We start from the raw sequence: 24050 nt of genomic DNA on the forward strand, positions 1-24050 counted from the left end.
ATTATTTCAGGCGGGGGGCCGGAACCGAAGGCCCCGTCCAGGGGCTCACCGGGTTGCCCATCCAGTAGGTCCCTGCAGGAACGGTCTCGCCCCGCATGACCAGGGACGCCGGACCCACGGTGGCGCCCTTGCCCATCCGCGCCTGCGGCAGAATGACGCCGTGCGGGCCCATCGTTGCCCCGTCTTCGAGCGTAACAGTGTCAATGCTCATGATGCGGTCGTGGAAAAGGTGGGTCTGGACCACGCAGCCACGGTTGACCGTTGAGCTGGCGCCAAGGGTCACCAGGTCGGCCTCCGGCAGCCAATAGCTTTCACACCACGTGCCGCGGCCGATCCTGGCGCCGAGGGCCCGCAGCCACCAGACAAGGGCAGGCGTTCCGCTGGCAGACCTGGCGAACCAGGGCGCGCTGACCATCTCAATGAACGTGTCCACCACTTCGTTGCGCCAGATGAATGAGCTCCACAGCGGGTGCTCGCCGGCCTTGATCCTGCCCACCAGCAGCCATTTGGCCGCCACGGCGCTTCCGGCAGCCACGCCGCCGGCGAGCAGGATGACCAGGCCGCCGAGTGCGGCCGCGGCGCCGTAGTTGAACATGGCTGCCAGCCAGTCAAACGTGACCATGACCGCCAGGGCCAGGGCAACGGTCAGCATCACCGGCACGAAGCGGCACAGTTCCCAAAGGGTCCTGGCCACCTTGAGCCCGAACGGCGGCTGGAACGTCCTGGTGTCATCGGACGCCACCGCCGTCCGCCGAAGCCTGACCGGCGGGCTGCCCAGCCACGAGGTGCCGGACTTCGCCTTGCTGGGCGTGGCGGACAGGACGGCAACCAAAGAATACTTCGGAACGTTGCGTCCCGCCGCGGTCATCCCCGAGTTGCCCAGGAAGGAACGCTTTCCGATCTTGGCAGGAGCGATCCGCATCCAGCCGCCGCCCAGTTCGTAGGAGGCCACCATCGTGTCATCGGCCAGGAAGGCGCCCTCGCCCACCGTGGTCATCTTCGGCAGCAGGAGGACGGTGGAGGCCTCCACATTCTTGCCGATCTTGGCTCCCAGCAGCCTCAGCCAGACCGGAGTGAAAAGGCTGGCGTAGATCGGAAACAGCAGGTCGCGGGCCAGGTCCAGGACGCGTTCGGTGGCCCATACCTGCCAGCCGATGCGGCTCCGGACGCGGTAGTAGCCTTCCTGGAGGCCCGTGCCCAGCAGGCGCGTGGTGCCCAGAATCAGCAGGGCATTGACCAGGAACCAGGTGAGGGAAGCCAGCGGCAGCGACGCCAGCAGCTGCGGCCACGCACCCACCAGGGATTCGCTTCCCCTGATAAACAGGAAAACCACCAGTGCGGCCGACACCGCTGAGGCGTAGGGAATCATGGCAAGGACTGCGGAGGCGGCGGCGAAGGCTGCGAACCAGAGCCGGCCGATGAGCGAGCCGACCGGCTGGACATCCGGCCAGTCCTGTTTGGCCTTGCCGCGGCGTTCGGCGGGGGAGCCGGCCACGACCTGCCCGGCCTTGACCTTGCCCAGGACCGCCGAGCCCGGCTCCACCTGGGCGCCGGCGCCGATGCTCGCCCCCGGCATCAGCGTGCTGCGGGCGCCGACCGTGGCGCCGGCTCCGACGTGCACCCGGCCGATATGCACGATGTCGCCGTCGATCCACCACCCGGACAGGTCCACCTCGGGTTCGATGTTGCTGCCGCTGCCCAGGGCGAGGAATCCGGTGACGGGAGGCAGCGAGTGCAGGTGGACGTTGTTGCCGATCTTGGCTCCCAACGCCCTTGCGTAGTGAGGAACCCACGGAGCGCTGGCCAGGCTGATGGCGCTTGCGAGGTCCTGGATCTGCTCGGCGAGCCAGAGCCGCAGATGCACCCTGCCGGAACGGGGATACATCCCGGGCACGACGCCACGGAGCAACACCCGCGCCGCTGCCACCGAGATGGCCATCCGGCCGGGCGGGCTCACGAAGACGAGCCAGGACACCGCAACCCACCACCAGGACAACGTGGGAGCGGCGGCAAAGCCCGCGAACGCGGCGAGCAGGTTGTTGGCGGCCATGAGGTAGGTGAGCCAGCGCATGCCTACGAGGATGTGCAGCGGGATGCCCATGAGGGTCTGGAAGACCTGGGACTTTAGGGCCGTGGGCCGCACCGGCCGGTCCGGTGCGGGCCCCGCGGCGGCGCCTTCGGGCAGGGACTGCCGGGCGGCGTCGATCAGGGCGCCGACGCGCGGGGTGGCGTAGATGTCCGCCACCGTGATGGTGGGATAGCGGACACGGAGGGCCGAGACGAGCTGGGCTGCCGCCAGCGAGCCGCCGCCGTGGGCGAAGAAGTCTGCGTCGAGGCTTGCCACGGCGCTGCCAAGGACTGCCCGCCACTGGTCAACAATCCATTGGGCGTCGTCCGGCAGGTTCAGCGGCGCGGCCGCGGCGTCCGCCGCTCCGACCCCTTGGAGAGGCCACGGGAGTGCATGCCGGTCCACTTTTCCGCTGGTTTTCGTGGGCAGGCTTTCGACGACGGTCAGCATCGGGATGAGAGGTGCGGGCAGCGTGGCGAGGAGCTGCTCCCTGGATGCCACCAGGTCCAGTGCGGCGTCCCCTGCCGGTGCCAGGTATCCCACGAGGACCTGGTTGCCGGCGGCGGTGGTGCGGACCGCGGCGGCTGCACCTGCCACGCCCCGTAGGGACTGCAGGGCGGCGTCGATCTCGCCGAGTTCGATCCGGCGGCCGCCGAGCTTGACCTGTTCGTCGGCACGTCCCATGAAAATCAGGCCGGCCTGTTCGTAGCGGACGAGGTCGCCGGAGCGGTAGGCGCGGCGCCAGCCCAGCGAGGGCATGGGGGCGTACTTCTCCGCGTCCTTGAGAGGGTCGAGGTAGCGGGCCAGGCCGACGCCGCCGATGATGAGTTCGCCGATTTCCCCTTCGGCTACGGGAACGCCGCTGGCATCAACCACGGCGAGGTCCCAGCCGTCGAGGGGCAGGCCGATCCTGACCGGACCGCTGCCGCCCAGGGGCGCGGCGCAGGCAACGACGGTCGCCTCGGTGGGGCCGTAGGTGTTCCAGACCTCGCGGCCCTCCACGGCGAGGCGTTCGGCGAGTTCCGGCGGGCACGCTTCGCCGCCGAAAATCAGCAGCCGGACACTTTCGAGGGACTCGGCCGGCCACAGGGCCGCGAGGGTGGGCACCGTTGAGACAACGGTGATGCCGTGGCTGATGAGCCACGGCCCCAGGTCCATCCCCGTGCGGACCAGCGCGCGGGGAGCCGGCACGAGGCACGCGCCATGGCGCCAGGCCAGCCACATCTCTTCGCACGACGCGTCGAAGGCCACGGACAGGCCGGCGAGCACACGGTCCTGCGGCCCCACGGGTTCATCCTGCAGGAAGATCCTGGCTTCGGCGTCCACGAAGGCCGCCGCGGAACGGTGCGGGACGGCCACTCCCTTGGGCGTCCCCGTGGAACCGGACGTGAAGATGACCCAGGCGTCGTCGTCGGGCCGTGCGGTGCGCGGCCCGGGGTACGGCCGGGGACGATTCTTGTCGGTGACGATGTCCCCGTGGGCCCGCAGGATCCCCGACACGCCAGCCTCACCAAACACCAGCTTGGCGCGCTCGTCGGGATCGTCGGCGTCGACCGGGACATAGGCCGCGCCGACCAGCATGACGGCCAGGATGGAGATGTAGAGCTCATTCGTGCCGGAGGGGATCCTGACGCCGATCCTGTCGCCCGCGCCGAGGCCGGCCAGATGCAGCCGGCGGCCGGCGGCCCGAACCTCTGCCATGAGCTGCGAATAGCTCAGGGACTGGTGGCCGTCGTCCAGCGCCGATGCGTCGGGAAAACGGCTGGCGGAATCGGTCAGGATGTCCAGCAGCGTGCGCTCCGGCGGCGCCGCGGCGCCACCGGGCAGCTGCGGGGCGTGCACGACGGCGGCCGGCGCCTCATCAGTGGGAGTGGTGCCGGTGGTCTGCGGTAGCTGGTCATTCACAGGGTGATTCTTTCCCGGCAACATGAACGGAAGGTGTCGCGGTTTGCCTGGTGTTCATGTTGCCGGCGGCGAGTAGCCGCTTAGGGAACCAGCAGGACCTTGCCGGTGGTGCGGCGGCCCTCGAGGTCCTCATGGGCGCGCCGGGCCTCGGCCAGCGGATACGTGGCACCGATGCGGACCTTCAGGTCTCCGCTGGCTGCGGCCGCGAAGACCTCGCTGGCGCGCCAGCGCCGCTCCTGCTCGTTGAGCAGGAAATGCGCGAGCGAGGGCCGGGTCAGGGTCAGCGATCCGCCCGCGTTGAGCCGCTGCGGATCAAACGGCGGCACCGGACCGGAGGCGGCACCAAACAGGACCAGGGAACCCCTGGTGCGCAGGCAGGACAGTGACCCGTCGAAGGTGTCCCTTCCCACGCCGTCGTACACCACGTGCACGCCGGTCCCGTCCGTCAGCTCCCTGACCTGGTGCGGGAAGCCGTGGTAGCGGAGCACATGGTCGGCGCCGGCCTCCAAGGCGAGCGCTTCCTTCTCGTCGGTAGAAACGGTGGTGATGACCCGCGCCCCCTTGGCTTTGAGCAACTGGATCAGGAGGAGGCCGACGCCGCCGGCTCCGGCATGCGTCAGGACGGTGTGGCCGGGTTCCACCCGGAAGGAGGAGTTGATGAGGTAATGCGCGGTCATGCCCTGCAGCGGCAGCGCCGCGGCGGTGAGGTCGTCCACTCCGTCCGGGACCGGGAGGGCCTTGCTGGCATCCAGGACGGTGTAGCGCGCGTAGCACCTGGAGCCTTCGGCCGTGGCCACCCTGTCCCCGACGGCAACGGCGGTGACGCCCTCGCCGATTTCCTCGACCGTTCCCGAGGCCTCGGAGCCGGGAACGAACGGGAACGGCACGTTATACGTGCCGTTCCGCTGGTACGTGTCAATGAAGTTGACGCCGGTTGCCGCAACCTTGAGCAGGACCTGGCCGGGGCCAGGAACGGGGCGTTCCACTTCCGTGAGATCCAGGACTTCCGGCCCGCCCGGCTGTGGGGCAACGATGGCGTGTGTCATTGAATGTCTCCTTTTCCGGCGCCGGACCTCCGGCACCTGATCCTCACTTCATCCTAGGGACCGGGGTGCTGAAGGGTGAAGTCGGACCGCCTGCTGGTCGGCGTGCAACGGCGCGCCGCAGGTCCTGCCGTGTCGGTCAGTAGCGCCGGGTGACGGTGGCCATGGGGCATTCGAAGTGGCGACCGGCGGAGAGCCCTACGTCATTAAGGTAGCGGACGATGATGCCGTAGGACTGCAGCAGCGTGGTCTCCGTGTACGGGACCTGGTGCTTGGCGCAGAACTCCCGGACGATCACGGCGGCCTTATCCAGCTGCGGGCGGGCCATGTCGGGGAAGAGGTGGTGCTCGGCCTGGCGGTTGAGGCCGCCAAGCAGAATGTCCATGAAGCGGCCGCCGGAGATGTTCCGGGACGTCAGGACCTGGCGGCTGAAGAAGTCCACGCGGCTGTCCGCGGGCAGAACGGGCATGCCCTTGTGGTTCGGGGCGAAAGAAGCGCCCATGTAGAAACCGAAGACGGCGAGCTGGACGCCGATGAACGCCAGGGCCATGCCCCACGGCAGGAAGGTGAAGGTGAGGACCGGCAGGACGCTGAGCCTGGCCAGGAGGATGGGCAATTCAACCCAGCGGTGCGTGACCTGGGCGCGGCGGAAGATGAACTTGACCGAATCGATCTGCAGGCCGAGGCCGACCAGGAACAGCAGCGGGAAGAAGAACCAGCCCTGCTTGCGCGTCAGGAAGGAGAACCGTCCCTGCCGGGCTTCAACCGCTTCGGTGTGGAAAGCGATCGGTCCGGGGGCGATGTCGGGGTCCTTGGAAATGACGTTCGGGTGGTTGTGGTGGGCGCCATGCTTCTGCTCCCACCAGGAATAGCTCATGCCGGCCACGGAAGTGGCGAGCAGCCTGGCCGCCCAATCGTTGGCACGCCGGGAGGCGAAGATCTGGCGGTGCCCGGCCTCGTGGGCCAGGAAGCTCAGCTGGGTGCACAGGATGCCCAGGGCGGCGGCGATGAGGAGCTGAAACCAGCTGTCACCGATGAGCGCGAAACCGAACCAGGTGGCCGTCATCAGGAGCACCAGGACGGAGAAGACCGTGATGTAGAAACCGACGCGTCGCTCGAGGAGGCCCTCGGCCTTAACGGTCTTGAGGAGTTCTGAGTAGCTCAAGACAACCGCATTGGATTGCCGGACCCGGGACTGCGGGCGTTCTGAAGTGAGGGAGGGGGTCATGAACTGCATGCCTCGTAACTGTTACGGGCAACGCTGCAGCCGACATTCGGCCCGCAGCGGTCTGGATTACCCTCTCTCAAGCATACGCCGGGCGTAGTAGTCCAATGTTTCGGGAAACCCGGAGCGCGGGACGATTCCGGGCGCACCAACGCAGTGCATAAATATCGGAACCTATGCATAGTCTTGCTGTATAGTCGTTCCCATGACTATTTCTGTTGCCGTTTCCGGCGCTAGCGGCTACGCCGGCGGCGAAGTGCTCCGCCTCCTGGCCGGTCATCCCGACGTCACCATCGGTGCCATCACCGCGCACAGCAACGCCGGTTCCAGACTAGGCGAACTGCAGCCCCATCTCCATGGCCTGGCCAGCAGGATTCTTGAAGACACCACCCTGGACAACCTGTCCGGGCACGACGTCGTGTTCCTGGCGCTGCCGCATGGCGCCTCGGCGGAGATAGCAGCGCAGCTGCCCGAAGGCACCGTGGTGATCGACGCCGGAGCGGACCACCGGCTGGAAGACGCCGCAGCGTGGGAGAAGTTCTACGGCTCCGCGCACGCCGGCACCTGGCCCTACGGTCTGCCGGAGCTCCCCGGCCAGCGCGAGAAACTCAAAGGCGCCACCCGGATCGCCGTGCCCGGCTGCTATCCGACGTCGGCGCTGCTGGCGCTCACCCCCGGGTTCGCCGCCGGGCTGCTCCAGGTCGAGGACGTCGTCATCGTCGCCGCCTCGGGCACGTCGGGGGCCGGGAAGGCCGCCAAGGTGAACCTGATCGGCGCCGAGGTCATGGGCTCAATGAGCCCGTACGGCGTGGGCGGCGGCCACCGGCATACGCCCGAAATCGAGCAGGGGCTCGGCAACGCAGCGGGGGAGCCCGTGACGGTGTCCTTCACGCCCACGCTCGCCCCCATGAGCCGCGGCATCCTCACCACCGCCACGGCCCGGGTCAAGCCCGGAGTGACGGCCGAACAACTGCGCAGCGCCTGGGCCGAGGCCTACGACGACGAACCGTTCGTGCACCTGCTTCCGGAAGGCCAGTGGCCCTCCACGAAGTCGGTCCAGGGGTCCAACCACGCTGCCATGCAGCTGGCCTTCGACGAACACGCTGGCCGCGTCATCGTCACGTGCGCCATCGACAACCTCACGAAAGGGACCGCCGGCGGCGCCGTGCAGTCCATGAACATTGCCCTCGGCCTGGCGGAGACCGCCGGCCTCAACCTGCAGGGAGTTGCCCCGTGACCGTTACCGCCCCCAAGGGATTCCGCGCCGCGGGCGTCAAGGCCGGCCTCAAAGCCTCCGGAAACCCGGACCTCGCACTCGTGGTCAACGACGGCCCGTCGCAGGCGGCCGCAGCCGTCTTCACGTCCAACCGCGTGGCCGCCGCCCCCGTCCACTGGTCCCGCCAGGTGGTCTCGGACGGCCGCGTGGACGCCGTCATCCTGAACTCCGGCGGAGCCAACGCCTGCACCGGACCGCAGGGCTTCCAGAACACCCACACCACGGCAGAGAAAACCGCCGAGGTCCTCGGCATTTCAGCCACGGACGTCTTCGTCTGTTCCACCGGACTGATCGGCGAGCAGCTGCCCATGGACAAGATCGTCCCGGGGATCGACGCCGCCGCTGCCGCGCTCAGCGCGGACGGCGGAACGGACGCCGCGACGGCCATCATGACCACGGACACGGTGCCGAAGCAGGCAGTCTTCACCGGCGTGGACGCCGAAGGCAATGAATTCACCATCGGCGGCATCGCCAAGGGCGCCGGCATGCTCGCGCCCGGCCTTGCCACCATGCTGGTGGTCCTCACCACCGACGCCGACGTCCAGCCGGAAATGCTCGACGTCGTCCTCCGCGACGCCACGCGCGTCACCTTCGACCGGGCGGACTCGGACGGCTGCATGTCCACCAACGACACCGTGGTCCTGATGGCCTCCGGTGCCTCCGGTGCCGTGCCGTCCGCCGAGGCATTCGGCGAGGGCCTCACCGGCGTGTGCGCCGAGCTGGCCCGCAAGCTGATCGGCGACGCCGAAGGCGCAAGCCACGACATCGCCATCCGCACGTTCAACGCGGCCAGCGAACGGGACGCCGAAATTGTCAGCCGCGCCGTGGCCCGGTCCAACCTCTTCAAGGCCGCCATCTTCGGCAAGGACCCGAACTGGGGACGTGTCCTGTCCGCGGTCGGAACCACGGACGCCGTCTTCGAACCCGACGAGCTGAACGTCTCCATGAACGGCATCCAGATCTGCCAGAACGGCAGCATCGGCCAGGACCGGAAACTCGTGGACCTGGAGCCGAGGGAAGTGCTGGTGGAGATCGACCTCCAGGCCGGCGGCGCGGAAGCCACCGTCTGGACCAACGACCTCACGCACGAGTACGTCCACGAGAACAGCGCCTACTCAAGCTAGATCCACCAGCCATCCCTGGAGAACAGCCCGCATGAACACCCAGACCCGCGAGACCACGTCCATGAGTGATGCCCAGGACAAGGCCGGCACGCTGATCGAGGCCCTGCCGTGGATCCAGCGCTTCGCCGGAACCACCATGGTGATCAAGTACGGCGGCAACGCCATGGTCAACGATGAACTCCGCCGTGCCTTCGCCGAGGATGTCGTGTTCCTGCACCACGTGGGGATCCACCCCGTGGTGGTCCACGGCGGCGGCCCGCAGATCAACGCCATGCTGAGCCGGCTGGGCATCGAATCCGAGTTCAAGGGCGGCCTGCGTGTCACCACCCCCGAGGCGATGGATGTGGTGCGCATGGTCCTCACCGGCCAGGTGGGCCGCGAACTCGTGGGCCTGATCAACTCCCACGGTCCGTACGCCGTCGGCATGTCGGGCGAGGACGGCGGCCTGCTGCGCGCGGTCCGCACCGGAACGGTCGTCGACGGCGAAGAGGTGGACCTTGGCCTGGTGGGCGAGGTCGTGGGCGTGAACCCGGAGGGAATCGTCGACATCCTGGCCGCCGGCCGGATTCCGGTGATCTCCACCGTGGCCCCGGAGATTTTCGACGACGGCGGGGCCGACGGCGGGTCCCAGCGCGTCCAGACCACCGGGCAGGTCCTCAACGTCAACGCGGACACAGCCGCCGCCGCGCTGGCCGAGGCACTCGGCGCCTCGAAACTGGTGATCCTGACCGACGTCGAAGGCCTGTTCGCGGACTGGCCGGACCGTTCCTCGCTGATTTCGTCGCTGACGGCCTCCGAGCTCCGGGACCTGCTGCCGTCGCTCGAATCCGGCATGATCCCCAAGATGGAGGCCTGCCTGAAGGCGGTCGACGGCGGGGTGGAGCGCGCGCACATCGTGGACGGGCGCCTCGCCCACTCCATGCTGCTTGAAACATTTACGACGGCGGGAATCGGCACCCAAGTGGTCCCGGACGAGGAGACGAACGCATGAGCAACTTTGAACAATCCGCAGTCGCTGAGCAATCCCCGGTGGCCGAGCTGGTGGAAACACGCGGCCATGCCGGCGCGGAATGGCTGGCCCGCTATTCGTCCTCGCTCATGGGCGTGTTCGGCACGCCGCAGCGCGTCCTGGTCCGCGGAGCCGGCTGCCTGGTCTGGGACGCCGACGGCAAGGAATACCTGGACCTGCTCGGCGGCATCGCCGTGAACGCCCTGGGCCACGCCCACCCGTTCGTGACGTCCGTGATCGCCAGCCAGCTGGCCACGCTGGGGCACGTTTCCAATTTTTTCACCAGCCCCACGCAGATCGCCCTGGCCGAGAAGCTCCTGGCCTTGAGCAAGGCGCCGTCAGGCTCGAAGGTCTTCTTCACGAACTCCGGCACCGAGGCCAATGAGGCCGCCTTCAAACTTGCCCGCCGGAATTCCGCCGGTCCCGACGGCAAACCCAGGACCCGGATCATCGCGCTCGAGGGCGCCTTCCACGGCCGGACCATGGGGGCGCTGGCCCTCACGGCGAAGGAAGCGTACCGGGCGCCCTTCGAACCGCTGCCCGGCGGCGTGGTCCACATTCCGTTCGGCGACGTTGAAGCCCTCCGCAACGCCGTGGACGATACCGTCGCAGCGGTCTTCCTCGAACCCATCCAGGGGGAAGCCGGCGTCCGGCCCCTCCCGGCCGGCTACCTGCAGGCGGCCCGCGAGCTCACATCCCAGGCCGGTGCCCTGCTGATCCTGGATGAAGTGCAGACGGGCATCGGCCGGACCGGAAAATGGCTGGCCAGCGACGACGCCGGGATCGTCCCCGATGCCGTCACCCTGGCCAAGGGCCTTGGCGGCGGTTTCCCCATCGGAGCCCTGATCACGTTCGGCGAGAAGACCTCGTCCCTGCTGACCGCCGGACAGCACGGCACCACCTTCGGCGGCAACCCCGTGGCCACGGCCGCGGCCCTGGCCACCCTGCACGCCGTCGAAAGCCAGCACGTGCTGGACAACGTCCGGGCGGTCGGCGAGCACCTCCGCGCTGCCCTGGCCGGCGTCGACGGCGTCACGGAAGTCCGCGGCGAGGGACTCCTGATCGGCTTCGACCTCGACGCCGACGTTGCCCCCGCCGCCGTCACGGCCGCGCTCGACGCCGGCTTCATCATCAACAGCCCCGGGCCGCGCACCATCCGCCTGGCCCCGCCGCTCATCCTCACGGAAGACCAGGCAGACCGTTTTCTGGCCGCCCTTCCGGCCATCCTGCAAACCGCAAAGGAAGCACAGTGACTGCAGCAGTGACTCCCAAACCCATGACCCGCCACTTCCTCAAGGACACCGACCTCAGCCCTGCCGAGCAGGCCGAAGTCCTCGAACTGGCCGTCCGCATGAAAGCGGCGCCGTACAGTGTCCAGCCCTTTGCCGCGGACGGCAGCGGCCGCAAGACCGTGGCCGTGATCTTCGACAAGACCTCCACCCGGACCCGGGTTTCCTTCGCCACCGGGGTGGCGGACATGGGCGGAAACGCCCTGATCATCAACCCCGGCGAAGCGCAGATCGGCCACAAGGAATCCGTCGAGGACACTGCAAGGGTGCTGGAGCGCATGGTCTCCACCATCGTGTGGCGGACGGGCGCACACTCCGGGCTCGTTGCGATGGCGGAAAACTCCCGGGTTCCCGTGATCAACGCCCTGTGCGATGACTACCACCCCTGCCAGCTGCTGGCGGACCTCCTGGCCGTCAAGGAGCACAAGGGCGAACTCAAGGGGCTCACCATGGCCTACCTCGGGGATGCCGCCAACAACATGGCCAACTCCTACCTGCTGGCCGGTGTCACCGCCGGAATGCACGTCCGGATCGCCGGCCCCGAAGGCTACCTGCCCGCCGCCGGCATCGTGGCCGCCGCCCAGGAGCGCGCCGCCGACACCGGCGGCTCGGTCCTGATCACCTCGGACGCCGCGGAAGCACTCAAGGGCGCCGACGTCGTGGCCACCGACACCTGGGTATCCATGGGCCAGGAAGCGGAGAAGGAAGCCCGGCTGCAGCTGTTCCGTGAGTACGCCGTCGACGAGGCCGCCATGGCACAGGCGGCGGAAGACGCCGTCGTGCTTCACTGCCTGCCCGCGTACCGGGGCTACGAGATCTCGGCGGGCGTCATCGACGGCCCGCAGTCCATCGTGTGGGACGAGGCCGAAAACCGCCTGCACGCGCAGAAGGCGCTCATGGCCTGGCTCATGCACCGCTCCGGGCTGGCAGTCGTTGACGGGCTGGCGCCGGTTGACGGGCTGGCGCCGGTTGACGGGCTGGCGCCGGGGGCAGGGCAGGCCTAGTTGTCCGTCCAGCCCCCGTCGCCGGGCGCGAGCCCGGCCACCAAGACAGCCCGCCAGGCGCGGATCACCGCCATCTTGACGGGCGAATCGGTGCGCTCCCAGGCGGAGCTCGCCGCTCTGCTGGCCGACGACGGCGTGCAGGTCACCCAGGCCACGCTGTCGCGGGACCTCGTTGAACTCGGCGCGGTCCGCGTGCGCGGCAAGGAGGGGGTCCTGGTTTACGCCGTCCCCGGTGAGGGCGGGGAGCGCGCTGCCAAGAGCGGGGTCAGCCAGGAAATCCTCGACGCGCGGCTGGCCCGGCTGTGCGGGGAACTCCTGGTGACTGCCGAGGCATCGGGGAACATCGCCGTGCTGCGGACGCCTCCCGGGGCGGCGAACTTCCTCGCCCTCGCGATCGACCATTCCGTCATGCCGTCCATCCTGGGCACCATAGCGGGGGACGACACTGTGCTGCTGGTTGCCCGGGATCCCTTGGGTGGACCTGAGCTCGCGGCCCGGTTCCTGCGGCTCGCCGAGGAAGCCGGCGCCGGCCAGTAGCCGGCCAGTTGCCGGCCGCGTGCGTCGGTGTGAAAGGCTTTCACCGGGCGGCTTTTTCAGGCGAATTTATTCAGACAAGCATGATCATCAAAACAACTAAGGAGCATTTCAAGTGACTGAGCGTATTGTTCTGGCCTACTCCGGTGGCCTCGATACTTCCGTAGCCATCGGCTGGATCGGTGAAGCCACCGGCGCCGAGGTCATCGCCGTGGCGGTCGACGTCGGGCAGGGCGGCGAATCACTGGAGACCATCCGCCAGCGCGCGCTGGGCTGCGGCGCCGTCGAAGCCTACGTGGCCGACGCCAGCGACGAGTTCGCCAACGAATACTGTGTGCCCACGCTGAAGGCCAACGCGCTCTACCAGGGCCACTACCCGCTGGTGTCCGCGATCTCCCGCCCGGTGATCGTCAAGCACCTGGTCAAGGCCGCCCGCGAATTCGGCGCCACCACCGTGGCCCACGGCTGCACCGGTAAAGGCAACGACCAGGTCCGCTTCGAAGTGGGCATCCAGACCCTCGGCCCGGACCTGAAGTGCATCGCCCCGGTCCGCGACCTCGCCCTGACGCGCGACAAGGCCATCGCCTTCGCCGAGGAAAAGGGACTGCCGATCGAGACCACCAAGAAGAACCCGTACTCGATCGACCAGAACGTCTGGGGCCGCGCCGTCGAAACCGGTTACCTCGAGGACATCTGGAACGCCCCCACCAAGGACATCTACGACTACACCGCCGCCCCGGAATTCCCGCCGGCACCGGATGAGGTCACCATCTCCTTCGAAGCCGGCGTGCCGGTGGCGATCGACGGCGTCAAGGTCACCCCGCTGCAGGCCATCAAGGAGCTGAACCGCCGCGCCGGTGCCCAGGGCGTGGGCCGGATTGACGTCGTCGAGGACCGCCTCGTCGGCATCAAGTCCCGCGAAATCTACGAGGCTCCCGGCGCCATGGCCCTGATCACGGCCCACAAGCACCTCGAGGACATCACCATCGAGCGCGAGCAGGCCCGCTTCAAGGCCACTGTCGGCCAGCGCTGGGCCGAGCTGGTCTACGACGGCCAGTGGTTCTCCCCGCTGAAGCGCTCACTGGACGCTTTCATCGAAGACACCCAGAAGTATGTCTCCGGCGACATCCGCATGGTGCTGCACGGCGGCCAGGCTATCGTCAACGGACGCCGTTCGGAGACGTCGCTGTACGACTTCGACCTCGCCACGTACGACACCGGCGACACCTTCGACCAGTCCATGGCCCGCGGCTTCATCGAGCTGTGGGGCATGTCCGCCAAGGTTGCCTCCGGCCGCGACATCCGCGTTGCAGGACAGTAATCCCTATGGCTGAGCCTGTCGAAACCCAGAAGTCCGAAGCGACCAATACAGGCGCACTGTGGGGCGGCCGGTTCGCCGGCGGCCCCGCGGACGCCCTCGCCGCCCTGAGCAAGTCCACGCACTTTGACTGGCGGCTGGCCCGCTACGACATCGCCGGGTCCAAGGCGCACGCCCGCGTGCTGCACAAGGCCGGGCTGCTGGACGACGCCGAGCTCGAAGGCATGCTCGACGCCCTGAGCCGGCTGGACGACGACGTCGCCTCCGGCGCCTACCTGCCGGCGGAGTCCGACGAGGACGTGCACGGTTCGCTGGAACGCGGCCTGATCGAGCGGGCCGGCACCCAGCTCGGCGGCAAGCTCCGCGCCGGGAGATCCCGCAACGACCAGGTGGCCACCCTCGGCCGCATGTTCCTGCGCGACCACGCCCGGATCATCGCCCGCGGCGTCCTGGCCACCATCGACGCGCTGGTGGACCAGGCGAAGGCCCACCAGGGAGTGGCCATGCCCGGCCGCACCCACCTGCAGCACGCCCAGCCGGTCCTGCTCAGCCACCACCTGCTGGCCCACGCCTGGGCGCTGCTGCGCGATGTGCAGCGGCTGGCCGACTGGGACAAGCGCGCCGGGGTTTCGCCCTACGGTTCGGGTGCCCTCGCCGGCTCCTCGCTGGGCCTTGACCCGGAGGCCGTGGCTGCCGACCTGGGCTTCTTCTCGGCAACGCACAACTCGATCGACGGCACCGCCTCCCGCGACGTCTTCGCCGAGTTCGCCTGGGTCACCGCCATGATCGGCGTGGACCTGTCCCGCGTGTCGGAGGAGGTCATCCTGTGGGCCACCAAGGAGTTCTCCTTCGTGACACTGCACGATTCCTACTCCACCGGTTCCTCGATCATGCCGCAGAAGAAGAACCCGGACGTGGCGGAGCTGGCGCGCGGCAAGGCAGGGCGCCTGATCGGCAACCTGACCGGGCTGCTGGCCACGCTCAAGGGACTGCCGCTCGCGTACAACCGCGACCTGCAGGAGGACAAGGAGCCGGTGTTCGACGCCGCCGACACCCTGGAGGTCCTGCTCCCGGCAGTCTCCGGCATGATTGCGACGCTGACGTTCAACACCGAACGAATGGAATCGCTGGCTCCGCAGGGCTTCGCGCTGGCCACGGACATCGCCGAATGGCTGGTCCGCCAGGGTGTTCCGTTCCGTGAGGCGCATGAGCTCTCGGGTGCCGCCGTGAAGCAGGCCGAAAGCCGCGACGTCGAGCTGTGGGACCTGACAGATGCCGAGTACGCGGCCATCTCCGAGCACCTCACGCCCGAGGTCCGCACTGTCCTGAGCACGGAAGGCTCGCTCAACAGCCGGAACTCGCAGGGCGGGACGGCGCCGGCCGCCGTCGAACGCCAGCTTGCCGCGCTGGAAAGCGAGCTAGCCGGCGTCCGCGGGTACGCAGGCTGACAGCCACACGCTCTCTCAGTTGTTGCAGCTTTCTCGCCAGCGCTCACTCACTTTCCGCAAGAAAGTGAGAGAGCGTGGCCGATATTCATGCAACAACTGAGAGAGCGTTGGGGTCTACCGCCGAAAGCTCCCCGCAGGCCCGGCACGACCGCCGGCACATCAGGCATTTCTACGGCCCCGGCCGGCCGCGGGACCTGCGTTAAGGCCGATTAACTGTCCGCTACGATTGCCGTATGACCGCAATCACACCTGACACGGTTCTCGCCGAACTTCACCACGCGGCCGACGTCGTTGCCTCCCTCGCCGCAAAGCTCACCGAGGAAGACGTCCCGGCGCCCTCACTTCTCCCCGGCTGGACGCGCGGACATGTGCTGGCGCACACCACCGGCATCTCGAATGCCATGGCCCGGCAGCTTGAATTCGCATCCCGCGGTGAAACGGTGGAGCTTTACGACGGCGGCTACGACGGCCGCACGAGTGCCATCGAAGCAGCTGCCGGCCATGGCATCGACGAACACCGCCGCGACCTCGCCGCAGCGCTCGAACGGGCCCTTCGGGCGTTCGACTCGCTGGAACCGGGCGGCTGGCAGGTCCCCATTTCCTACCGCGGGGGAGTGGTGCTCGACGGCGGCCAGGCCCTGTGGCGCGAACTCGTGATCCATGCGTCAGACCTCGGCGCCGGGCGCGGGCCGGAAACCTGGAGCAGGCAGTTCTGCGAACACCTCTTCGATTTCCTGTCGGCCCGTGTGCCGGAAGGACAGAAGTTCGTGCTCCAGCCCCTCGGCCTGCCGCCGGTCGCCATCGGTACCGGCGGCCATTCCACGGTCATCAGCGGAATGGTCACCGACATCGCGGCCTGGCTCGCAGGCCGCGAACCGTCACTCGGCAGCCTGCGCGCCTCGGCGGCGGCCGACGGCGTGGACCTGCCGAAGCTGCTGCCGTGGCCGTCGGGAGTTCCGGCGTCCCAGTAGGGCCCGGCCGGCGTCTTCGCCTAGCGCACCTGTGCTGGCCCTGGCCTAGCGCACCTGTGCTATTTGACGTTCCGCCGGGAGTGAGTCCGTCGGGCGGGCATGCGCCGTGAGCGATTCCCGTTCGCGGGCCAGGAGGCTTTCCTTGACCCGGAGCCCCCAACGGAAGCCGCCGAGCGTGCCGTCCGTTCGGACCACCCGGTGGCACGGCACGAACAGTGCCGCGGCGTTGAGGGCGCACGCGCTGGCGGCCGCACGGACTGCCTTCGCGTTGCCTGAAAGTTCCGCGTACTCGGTGTAGGTGACGGGGGCTCCAGGACCGACGGTGCGCAGTACGTCCCAGGCGTGGGAACGGAACGGCCCTGATTTCTGCAGCACCGGCACGCCCATTGCGGGCGCCGGATCGCCCGCGTAGAAAGCTTCCACGGCCGCGGAAATGGGGCCGAGATCGTCCACCGTGTCGTAAGTCTCGGGCAGCAGCTCCGGATGGATCTGACCGGTCAGTTGGCCGGTGTCCGCGGTCCAGCCCGACGCAAGAACCACGCCGTCCCGGGCAATGATGGTGAACGGGCCGTCCGGTGTGGCCATGGTGAGTAACTGGGCTTTCATGTCATCGCCTTCGTTGTCTGTGCGGTCTTGGCAGTGGTTTTGGGGGCGGCAGCGGCGGCGCGCCAGAGGTGCATCGTGGCGTAGGACCGCCACGGGCTGACCTCACTGAAATCGGACGTCGGCGCCGTGCTGTTTGAGCCGGCACCGTCCCCGCCAGCACCGTCCCCGCCGGAAAGGGCTCGGATTCCGTTGCGGACGGCGGCGTCGTTGGCCAGGAAGACATCCGGGGCGCCAATCACGCGCATGGCGACGTACCCCACCGTCCAGGGTCCCACCCCCGGCACGGGCAGGAGTTTCGCGCGCAGCCCGGGCAGGTCATCCCCGTACCCCAGATCCAAGTCCCCGCTGGCAAGCGCCTGGGCGGTTGCCACGAGTGATTCTATTCTTCGCCTCGGTCCGCGCAGCAGTTCGCCGCCGGCCTCGGCGATCTGTGCCGGTGTCGGGAACAGCCGGTCGAGCCCGTCGCCGGCCGTCATGCTGGGGCTGCCGGCCGCGGAGAGTTGCGTGAGTGCCGTCCGGGCGGCGGCCACCGTGATCTGCTGGCCGATCATGGCGCGGATCAGGAGCTCCTGCGGGTCCAGCGCACCGGGCATGCGGATCCCGGGAGCGGAGGCGACCGCCGCCGTGAGCCGGGGATCCGCGCCCAGCGCAGCGTCGATGGCCACCGGATCGGCGTCAAGGTCGAAGAGCCGCCGGACCCGGCTCAGCAGCGACGGGAGATCCCGCAGGTCCACCGCGCCGATGGTGAGAACCAGCGGCCGGCCCGGGGCGTCGCCGTCGTAATCCACCCGAAAGCGTGCGTCGCCGTGCGGCAGCTTCAGTGAGCGGGCGTAGGAAACCGGCGTTCCGGCTTCGATCCCCGGGATGGCGCGGACCGCCAGGAAACTGAAGATGCCCGGATCGAACGGTTCGCGGTAGGGAAGATTGAGGGTCAGGGCTGTGCTGGCCGCCGGTGTCGGGTGGTGGCGGGCGGTGGCCCGCAGGGCGGTCGGCGTCATGTCGAACACCTCGCCCACGGTCTCGTTGAACTGGCGCACACTGCTGAAGCCGGCGGCAAAGGCGATGTCCGCGAGTTTCATGGGCGTGGACACCAGCAGCGTGCGGGCGGTCTGCGCCCTACTGGCCCGGGCGAGGGAGAGGGGACCGGCGCCGAGTTCATGGCTGAGGATCCGGTTCAGCTGCCGGGACGAATAGCCCAGGCGCGCGGCCAGGCCTTCCACGCCGTCGCGGTTGATGACGCCGTCGTTGATGAGCCGCATGGCGCGGCCGGCGATGTCTGAGCGGATGTTCCAGGCAGGTGTTCCCGGCACAGCTTCGGGCAGGCAGCGCTTGCAGGCGCGGTAACCGGCGTCGTGGGCTGCGGCCGACGTTTCGTAGAAGGTGACATTCTCGGCCTTCGGCGTCCTGGCCGGGCACGAAGGCCTGCAATAGATGCCCGTGGTCCGCACCGCCGTGTAGAACTGCCCGTCGAAACGGGTGTCCCGCGCATCGATTGCGCGGTAGCGCTGCCAAAAGTCCATGAACCCATCCTGCCAGCCGGCAGGAGGCAGGGCTAGCGGAAATCGGACATGGGCGTGGGTGGGCTGCCGTGCGGCCGAACCGGCTCGGCGCCCGCACTGCCGGACTGGCCCGTGTTTGCGGCCAACCCCCGGCGGCCCGGAGCACCGTTCCGCCCGCGGGGGCTCAAAACCGGGCCAGTCCGGCACGCAGGCCCCTCCGCGGAGCGTTCGGTAGAGTCGGAGCATGACCGTTCGCAGCAGCCCGTCGGTCCCGGAGGACCCGGTGCCGGAGGACCCGGTGCCGGAGGACCGTGTGCGGGAGGTATTGTCCGGCGATGCGCGGGAGATCGCCCCGCTGCTGCTGGGCGCAGTCCTGACCCACCACACCCCGGACGGCCCGGTCTCCGTGCGGCTCACCGAGGTGGAGGCCTACATGGGTCCGGGCGATTCCCTGCATCCGGACCCCGGTTCCCATACGTTCCGCGGCCCCACCCGCCGGAACGCCCCCATGTTCGGCCCGGCGGGACACCTTTACGTCTACTTCACGTATGGGATGCACTACTGCGCCAACATCGTGTGCGGACCGGCCGGACACGCCTCCGCCGTCCTGCTGCGCGCCGGTGAGGTGGTGGCCGGCCGGGAGGCTGCGCTGGTGCGGCGGAGGACGTCGAAATCTGCCCGGGACCTGGCCAGCGGCCCGGCCCGGCTCGCCCTCGCCCTCGGCCTGACAACGGCGGACAGCGGACGCGACGCGTTGAGCGCTCCGTTCGGGCTGCAGCTTCCCCCGGTTCCCGCCGTGGATGTCAGCTCCGGCCCCAGGGTGGGCGTCTCCGGCGACGGCGGATCGCACGACTACCCGTGGCGGTTTTGGCTGACCGGCGACCCCACTGTGTCCCGCTACAAGGCGGCGAAGGTCCGTTCCGCGCAATAGGTTTCTGCGCAGTAAGTTTGGCGGGCCAACCGACGTAGGCTTGACGGGTGAACCAGCGCGAACCAACCCCTGCCCCGAAATCCGTCCCCGTGGACGAACTGATCAGCAGCCTCTGCGCCACCGTGTCGGACTACCCCAAGCCGGGGATCATGTTCAAGGACCTGACTCCCGTATTCGCCGACGGCGGGGCGCTGCGGGCCATCGTGGACGCCTTGGTGGAACCTTTCAAGGGGCAGTTCGACGCCGTGGCCGGAGTCGAAGCCCGCGGTTTCCTGCTCGCCGCCGCGGCCGCGTATGCCACGGGAACAGGCGTGATCACCGTGCGGAAGGCCGGCAAGCTGCCCCGCGCCGTATTCTCGGAGGACTACGCCCTGGAATACGGCACGGCCACGCTCGAGCTGCACACCACGGACCTGGCAGCGGGCAGCCGCGTACTGATCCTGGACGACGTCCTCGCCACGGGCGGCACCCTCGGCGCTGCGGCCCGGCTGTTCGAGCGCTGCGGCGTCCACGTCTCCGGGGTGGGTGTGGTTATGGAACTCGGGGAACTGCGCGGACGCTCGGCCCTGGCCGGGCACCGCGTGCGCTCCCTGCTCCGCCTCTAGCGTCCGCCACGCTGCCGCCGGTCACGCCCGGCGGCAGCCACGGCCACCGCCGCCATGTTCTTCAAAATGGTTGTAGAATGGACGGTCTGTCTTTTGCGATAGGGGAAACGTCTAAATGCACGACGCCGATTTGGCCCACGAGCGGGCCTACGTTGCCGGTTTGTATGCACGGCTTGATGAATTGCGCGCTGAAAAGCGTGCCCAGTTGGCGCAGGTTCGCCGTGCCGGTGCCGTGGGCACCATGCAGAACGTTTCCGAACGCGACGCCTTTGCGGCCCTTTACGAGGACCGCCTGGCACAGCTGGACGCCGTCGACGACCGCCTCGTCTTCGGGCGGCTTGACCTCGACTCCGGTGAGGCACAGTACATTGGCCGGATCGGACTGACCACCGAGGACCTGGTCCGGCTCATGGTGGACTGGCGCGCGCCGGAGGCCGGCCACTTCTACCAAGCCACGGCCTTCGACCGACAGGGCGTGCGCCGACGGCGGCACCTGATCCTCCAGGGCCGTGACGTCAAGGCCATTGAAGACGACGTCCTCGACGCCGACATGCTGGCCGACTCGGATTCCCTGCAGGGCGAGGGCGCGCTGCTGGCTGCCCTGAACTCGAAGCGCACGGGCCGGATGTCGGACATCGTCGGCACCATCCAGTCCGAGCAGGACCGCATTATCCGCTCCTCGATCTCCGGGGCCCTCGTGGTCCAGGGCGGGCCGGGCACCGGAAAAACCGCCGTCGCCCTCCACCGTGCCGCCTATCTGCTGTACACCCACCGAGACCGGCTCAAGACCGCCGGAGTCCTGCTGGTGGGGCCGTCGTCGTCGTTCATGAAATACATCGAACGGGTCCTCCCGTCACTGGGCGAAACGGGCGTGGTGATGGCCAGCCTCGGCAGGCTGATGCCGGGCATCATTGCCGTCCCTGAGCCCGAGGCGGACGTTGCTGCCATCAAGGGCCGGCTGGACATGGCCGATGTCATTGCCAACGCTGTGGCCAACCGGCAGCGCATTCCCGCCGAGAACCGCATTCTGGAAGTTGACGGGCGCAAGCTTGTCCTCACGCCGCGCCAGGTGCGCCGCGCCCGGGAACGCGCCCGCTCCACCGGAAAGCCCCACAACGAGGCCCGCGTGACTTTCGTCAAGATCCTCCTGCGGGAACTGACGGAGCAGATGACGGAGCTCGTGGAAGCGGGAAGCATCGGCAACAATGCCGACCGCTCCTACCTCGCCGAGGACGTCCGCACGGCCAGGGACGTGCGCATCGCGTTGAACCTGTGCTGGATGCCCATGACGCCGGAGAAGCTGGTCAGCGAACTGCTGAGCAAGCCCGCCATCCTGGAAGCCTGCACGCCCAAGCTCACCGCACGGGAACGCGAGCTGCTGCTGCGCGCCCCGGACGCGCCGTGGACTGAATCCGACGTTCCGCTGCTCGACGAGGCTGCAGAGCTCCTCGGCGAACTCGATGCCGCCGCAGGCCGCGGACTCGCCCAGCAGGAACACGACCGCGCCCGCGACCTGGCCAATGCCCGGCAGACGCTGGTCAACATGGAGACCGCCGGCGTGGATGTCCTGATGTCTGCCGAGGAACTCGTGGAGCAGAACCAGGAGCGGGAGGCCCGGCTGACGGCAGCCGAGCGCGCCACCACCGACCGCACGTGGGCGTTCGGCCACATAGTGGTCGACGAAGCGCAGGAACTGTCACCCATGCAGTGGCGCCTCCTGGTCCGCCGCTGCCCGCTGAAATCCTTCACCATCGTGGGGGACATCGCGCAGACCAGCTCCGTGGCTGGCGCAAATTCGTGGCAGGGCGCCCTTGCGCCGCTGTTCGGCGACCGCTGGCAGCTTGAGGAACTCACTGTCAACTACCGGACGCCGTCGCAGGTCGCCGAGGCAGCTGCCCGCATGGCTAACGCGGCCGGCCTCGTGGTGTCCGCTCCCAAGGCGGTCCGGGAGGGCCGCTGGTCGCCCATCATCGACCGCGTGGAGCCGGGCAGCCTGGTGAGCCGGCTCGTGGAGGTCCTTCCGGACGAACTGGACGCGATCGACGGCGGCTTGCTGGCCGTGATTGCCGACGGCGAGCTTCTTGGCGAGGCCACCGCCGCGCTGCGCGCGGTCTACGGCCGCCGGATCGGCACCGGTGCCGGCAGCTACGAGCAGGACGTCGTGGTGATCAGCCCCCGGGAAGCCAAGGGACTGGAATTCGACGGCGTCGTGGTTCTGGAACCGTCCGCCATGCTGAACCACGAACACGGCCGGGTGGGCGATCTGTACGTGGCCATGACCCGGCCGACGCAGCGGCTCCGGCTGATCGCGGGCGCGGGCATTCCGGCAGGCATCGAACGCTGAGATTGTCCGGAGCAGTTCCGGGCACCCGTCGCCGGCCCTGATGACGGGCGCCCGGTGCGCTGACACGGGGCCGCCGCGGGCCGCCGATCCTGCTAACTTAGAAGGCGTGTCACACCTAAACGACCTCGAATCCCAGCAGAACGACCCCAGCTTCGCCAATGTTTGGCAGGAGCTCAAATGGCGCGGACTTGTCCACGTGTCCACCGATGAGGTGGAACTGGAGAAACTCCTCGCGGGGGACCCTGTCACGTATTACTGCGGGTTCGATCCCACGGCCCCGAGCCTTCACCTGGGAAACCTGGTCCAACTCCTCCTCATGAGGCGCCTTCAGCTGGCGGGCCACAAGCCCCTTGGCCTCGTGGGCGGCTCCACGGGCCTGATCGGTGACCCGCGGCCGACGGCGGAACGCACCCTTAACACGAAGGACACAGTTTCCGAGTGGGTGGGCTACCTGCAGGCACAGGTGCGGCGGTTCCTCAGCTTCGATGGCGCCAACGCGGCCCGCATGGTGAATAACCTTGACTGGACGGCGCCGCTGAGCGCCATCGACTTCCTGCGCGAGATCGGAAAGCACTTCCGCGTGGGCACTATGCTGCGCAAAGATGCCGTGGCGTCGCGCCTCAGCTCCGACGAGGGCATCAGCTACACGGAGTTCAGCTACCAGATCCTGCAGGGGATGGACTACCTGCAGCTCTACCGCGACTACGGCTGCCTGCTGCAGACCGGGGGATCCGATCAGTGGGGAAATCTGACAAGCGGCACGGAACTCATCCGCAAGGTGGAGGGCAAGACCGTGCACGCGCTTGGCACGCCGCTCATCACCAACGCCGACGGAACCAAGTTCGGCAAGAGCGAAGGCAATGCCATCTGGCTGGATCCGGCCATGTGCAGCCCGTACGCGTTCTACCAGTTCTGGCTGAACACCGCCGACGCCGATGTTGTTGACCGGCTCAAGGTGTTCACCTTCCTCAGCCGCGCCGAGATCGAGGCGTTTGCGGTGTCCGTTGCCGAACGTCCCTTTGCACGCGAGGGCCAGCGCAAGCTTGCCTACGAGGTGACCTCGCTGGTTCACGGCGTCGAAGCGACTGAGAAGGTCATCGCGGCATCGGCCGCGGTCTTCGGCCATGGGGACCTGTCGGTGCTGGATGAGCAGACCCTCGCAGCGGCGACGTCCGAGCTGCCGTCGGCGGCAGTGGACGGGGCCGGCCTGGGGATCATTGATCTGCTGGTGGCGTCGGGGTTGTCGGAGAGCAAGTCGGCCGCGCGCAGGGTCGTTGGCGAAGGCGGCGCGTACGTCAATAACGCCAAGGTGTCAGACCCCGACGCCGTGATACCGCGGTCCGAGCTGTTGCACGGCAAATACCTGCTGTTGCGCAGGGGCAAAAAGAACCTGGCCACCGTGCAGGTATCGGGTAACTAGCACCACGATCCCTGCATCGCACGCTCCTCCGCAGCCGATTTGCACGGCCGCGGGGGAGCGTGTAATGTCTTCTGAGTCGCCGCCGCTGAGTGGTGACAAACCCCCTTCACTGAGAAGCAATTCTTCATGTTCAAAGCACTGAATGAAGAAAAGCTTTTAATGGTGCTGGGCGGATTCGTTTTACGGAAGTGAATATCGGGAAAATAACCCGGATTTGCAAAGTGAATATGAATGAAATAAGCTATAAACATCGCAGCGAAGAAATGCGGAACAAATAAATTAGCGGATTGAATTGCTAATTGTTTCGAGAAGTATTCGAATGTGTCTGTTGTTTGAGAACTCAATAGTGTGCCAAGTTTGTTGATACCGGTTTATTTTATATGAATTGGTTGAATTTGCCAGGTTGCGCCACCCCGTGGTGTGGTCTGGTT

Annotated in this window: 18 protein-coding genes; 13 read left to right on the forward strand and 5 right to left on the reverse strand. The window is 68.0% G+C overall.

All coding sequences use genetic code 11. The annotated features are described in order from the left end of the window. Nucleotide 1: 1 nt before the first annotated feature. The 3 genes from ABFP37_RS01880 to ABFP37_RS01890 form a co-directional block, all read right to left on the reverse strand. Nucleotides 2-3973, reverse strand: a complete 3972-nt coding sequence (locus ABFP37_RS01880) for a Pls/PosA family non-ribosomal peptide synthetase (RefSeq protein ID WP_347032556.1) — start codon at nt 3971-3973, stop codon at nt 2-4. An 80-nt stretch (nt 3974-4053) separates the two neighbouring features. Continuing rightward, nucleotides 4054-5019: a quinone oxidoreductase gene (locus ABFP37_RS01885; protein ID WP_078026477.1), complete on the reverse strand. Its 966-nt coding sequence runs from the start codon at nt 5017-5019 to the stop codon at nt 4054-4056. Nucleotides 5020-5155: 136 nt separating this feature from the next. Further along, the gene (locus ABFP37_RS01890; RefSeq protein ID WP_347032557.1) at nt 5156-6181 is read right to left on the reverse strand and encodes an acyl-CoA desaturase; all 1026 of its coding nucleotides are present in this window, start codon (nt 6179-6181) and stop codon (nt 5156-5158) included. Between the two features lie 265 nt (nt 6182-6446). Between ABFP37_RS01890 and argC the strand changes: the two genes are divergently transcribed. The 9 genes from argC (at nt 6447) to ABFP37_RS01935 (ending at nt 16214) form a co-directional block, all read left to right on the forward strand. After that, nucleotides 6447-7478 (forward strand): N-acetyl-gamma-glutamyl-phosphate reductase, encoded by a 1032-nt coding sequence (gene argC, locus ABFP37_RS01895; protein WP_347032558.1) that lies wholly within the window; start codon nt 6447-6449, stop codon nt 7476-7478. Then, on the forward strand, nt 7475-8641 hold the full coding sequence (gene argJ / locus ABFP37_RS01900; RefSeq protein ID WP_078026479.1) for a bifunctional glutamate N-acetyltransferase/amino-acid acetyltransferase ArgJ: 1167 nt from the start codon (nt 7475-7477) through the stop codon (nt 8639-8641). The genes argC and argJ overlap by 4 nt, the downstream gene beginning before the upstream one ends. 31 nt (nt 8642-8672) lie before the next feature. Next, nucleotides 8673-9632, forward strand: a complete 960-nt coding sequence (gene argB, locus ABFP37_RS01905; protein ID WP_078026480.1) for an acetylglutamate kinase — start codon at nt 8673-8675, stop codon at nt 9630-9632. Further along, complete coding sequence (locus ABFP37_RS01910; protein WP_347032559.1) at nt 9629-10903, forward strand: acetylornithine transaminase; 1275 nt, start codon at nt 9629-9631, stop codon at nt 10901-10903. The genes argB and ABFP37_RS01910 overlap by 4 nt, the downstream gene beginning before the upstream one ends. Further along, nucleotides 10900-11943 carry an ornithine carbamoyltransferase gene (gene argF / locus ABFP37_RS01915; RefSeq protein ID WP_347032560.1) on the forward strand — a complete coding sequence of 348 codons (1044 nt, stop codon included), beginning with the start codon at nt 10900-10902 and terminating at the stop codon, nt 11941-11943. The genes ABFP37_RS01910 and argF overlap by 4 nt, the downstream gene beginning before the upstream one ends. Then, entirely contained in the window at nt 11944-12480 is a 537-nt protein-coding gene (locus tag ABFP37_RS01920; RefSeq protein ID WP_078026483.1) for an arginine repressor, read from the forward strand. Nucleotides 12481-12592: 112 nt separating this feature from the next. Further along, the gene (locus ABFP37_RS01925; protein WP_078026484.1) at nt 12593-13798 is read left to right on the forward strand and encodes an argininosuccinate synthase; all 1206 of its coding nucleotides are present in this window, start codon (nt 12593-12595) and stop codon (nt 13796-13798) included. A 5-nt stretch (nt 13799-13803) separates the two neighbouring features. Beyond that, complete coding sequence (gene argH / locus ABFP37_RS01930) at nt 13804-15243, forward strand: argininosuccinate lyase (RefSeq protein WP_078026485.1); 1440 nt, start codon at nt 13804-13806, stop codon at nt 15241-15243. A 233-nt stretch (nt 15244-15476) separates the two neighbouring features. Then, nucleotides 15477-16214 carry a maleylpyruvate isomerase family mycothiol-dependent enzyme gene (locus ABFP37_RS01935; RefSeq protein WP_347032561.1) on the forward strand — a complete coding sequence of 246 codons (738 nt, stop codon included), beginning with the start codon at nt 15477-15479 and terminating at the stop codon, nt 16212-16214. A 45-nt stretch (nt 16215-16259) separates the two neighbouring features. On the opposite strand, the gene ABFP37_RS01940 is transcribed toward ABFP37_RS01935, so the two are convergent. Together ABFP37_RS01940 and ABFP37_RS01945 are read right to left on the reverse strand one after the other, a co-directional pair. Then, nucleotides 16260-16820 (reverse strand): methylated-DNA--[protein]-cysteine S-methyltransferase, encoded by a 561-nt coding sequence (locus ABFP37_RS01940; RefSeq protein ID WP_078026486.1) that lies wholly within the window; start codon nt 16818-16820, stop codon nt 16260-16262. Continuing rightward, nucleotides 16817-18340, reverse strand: coding sequence for an AlkA N-terminal domain-containing protein (locus tag ABFP37_RS01945; protein ID WP_347032562.1), 1524 nt, complete (start codon nt 18338-18340; stop codon nt 16817-16819). Before ABFP37_RS01945 ends, ABFP37_RS01940 begins: the two co-directional genes overlap by 4 nt. A gap of 223 nt (nt 18341-18563) precedes the next feature. Here ABFP37_RS01945 and ABFP37_RS01950 point away from each other — a divergent pair, with 223 nt between their 5' ends. From ABFP37_RS01950 to tyrS, 4 genes are all read left to right on the forward strand, one after another. Beyond that, entirely contained in the window at nt 18564-19250 is a 687-nt protein-coding gene (locus ABFP37_RS01950) for a DNA-3-methyladenine glycosylase (protein ID WP_347032563.1), read from the forward strand. A gap of 47 nt (nt 19251-19297) precedes the next feature. Then, a complete protein-coding gene (locus ABFP37_RS01955; RefSeq protein ID WP_347032564.1) occupies nt 19298-19855 on the forward strand; it encodes an adenine phosphoribosyltransferase in 558 nt (185 codons plus the stop codon). 115 nt (nt 19856-19970) lie between these two features. Continuing rightward, nucleotides 19971-22199: an AAA family ATPase gene (locus ABFP37_RS01960; protein WP_078026490.1), complete on the forward strand. Its 2229-nt coding sequence runs from the start codon at nt 19971-19973 to the stop codon at nt 22197-22199. Between the two features lie 106 nt (nt 22200-22305). Then, nucleotides 22306-23619 carry a tyrosine--tRNA ligase gene (gene tyrS, locus ABFP37_RS01965; protein ID WP_078026491.1) on the forward strand — a complete coding sequence of 438 codons (1314 nt, stop codon included), beginning with the start codon at nt 22306-22308 and terminating at the stop codon, nt 23617-23619. The last annotated feature ends 431 nt before the right edge of the window (nt 23620-24050 follow it).

Origin of the sequence: Burkholderia sp. RS01 (assembly GCF_039748055.1) — a bacterium.
GTDB lineage: Bacteria > Actinomycetota > Actinomycetes > Actinomycetales > Micrococcaceae > Arthrobacter.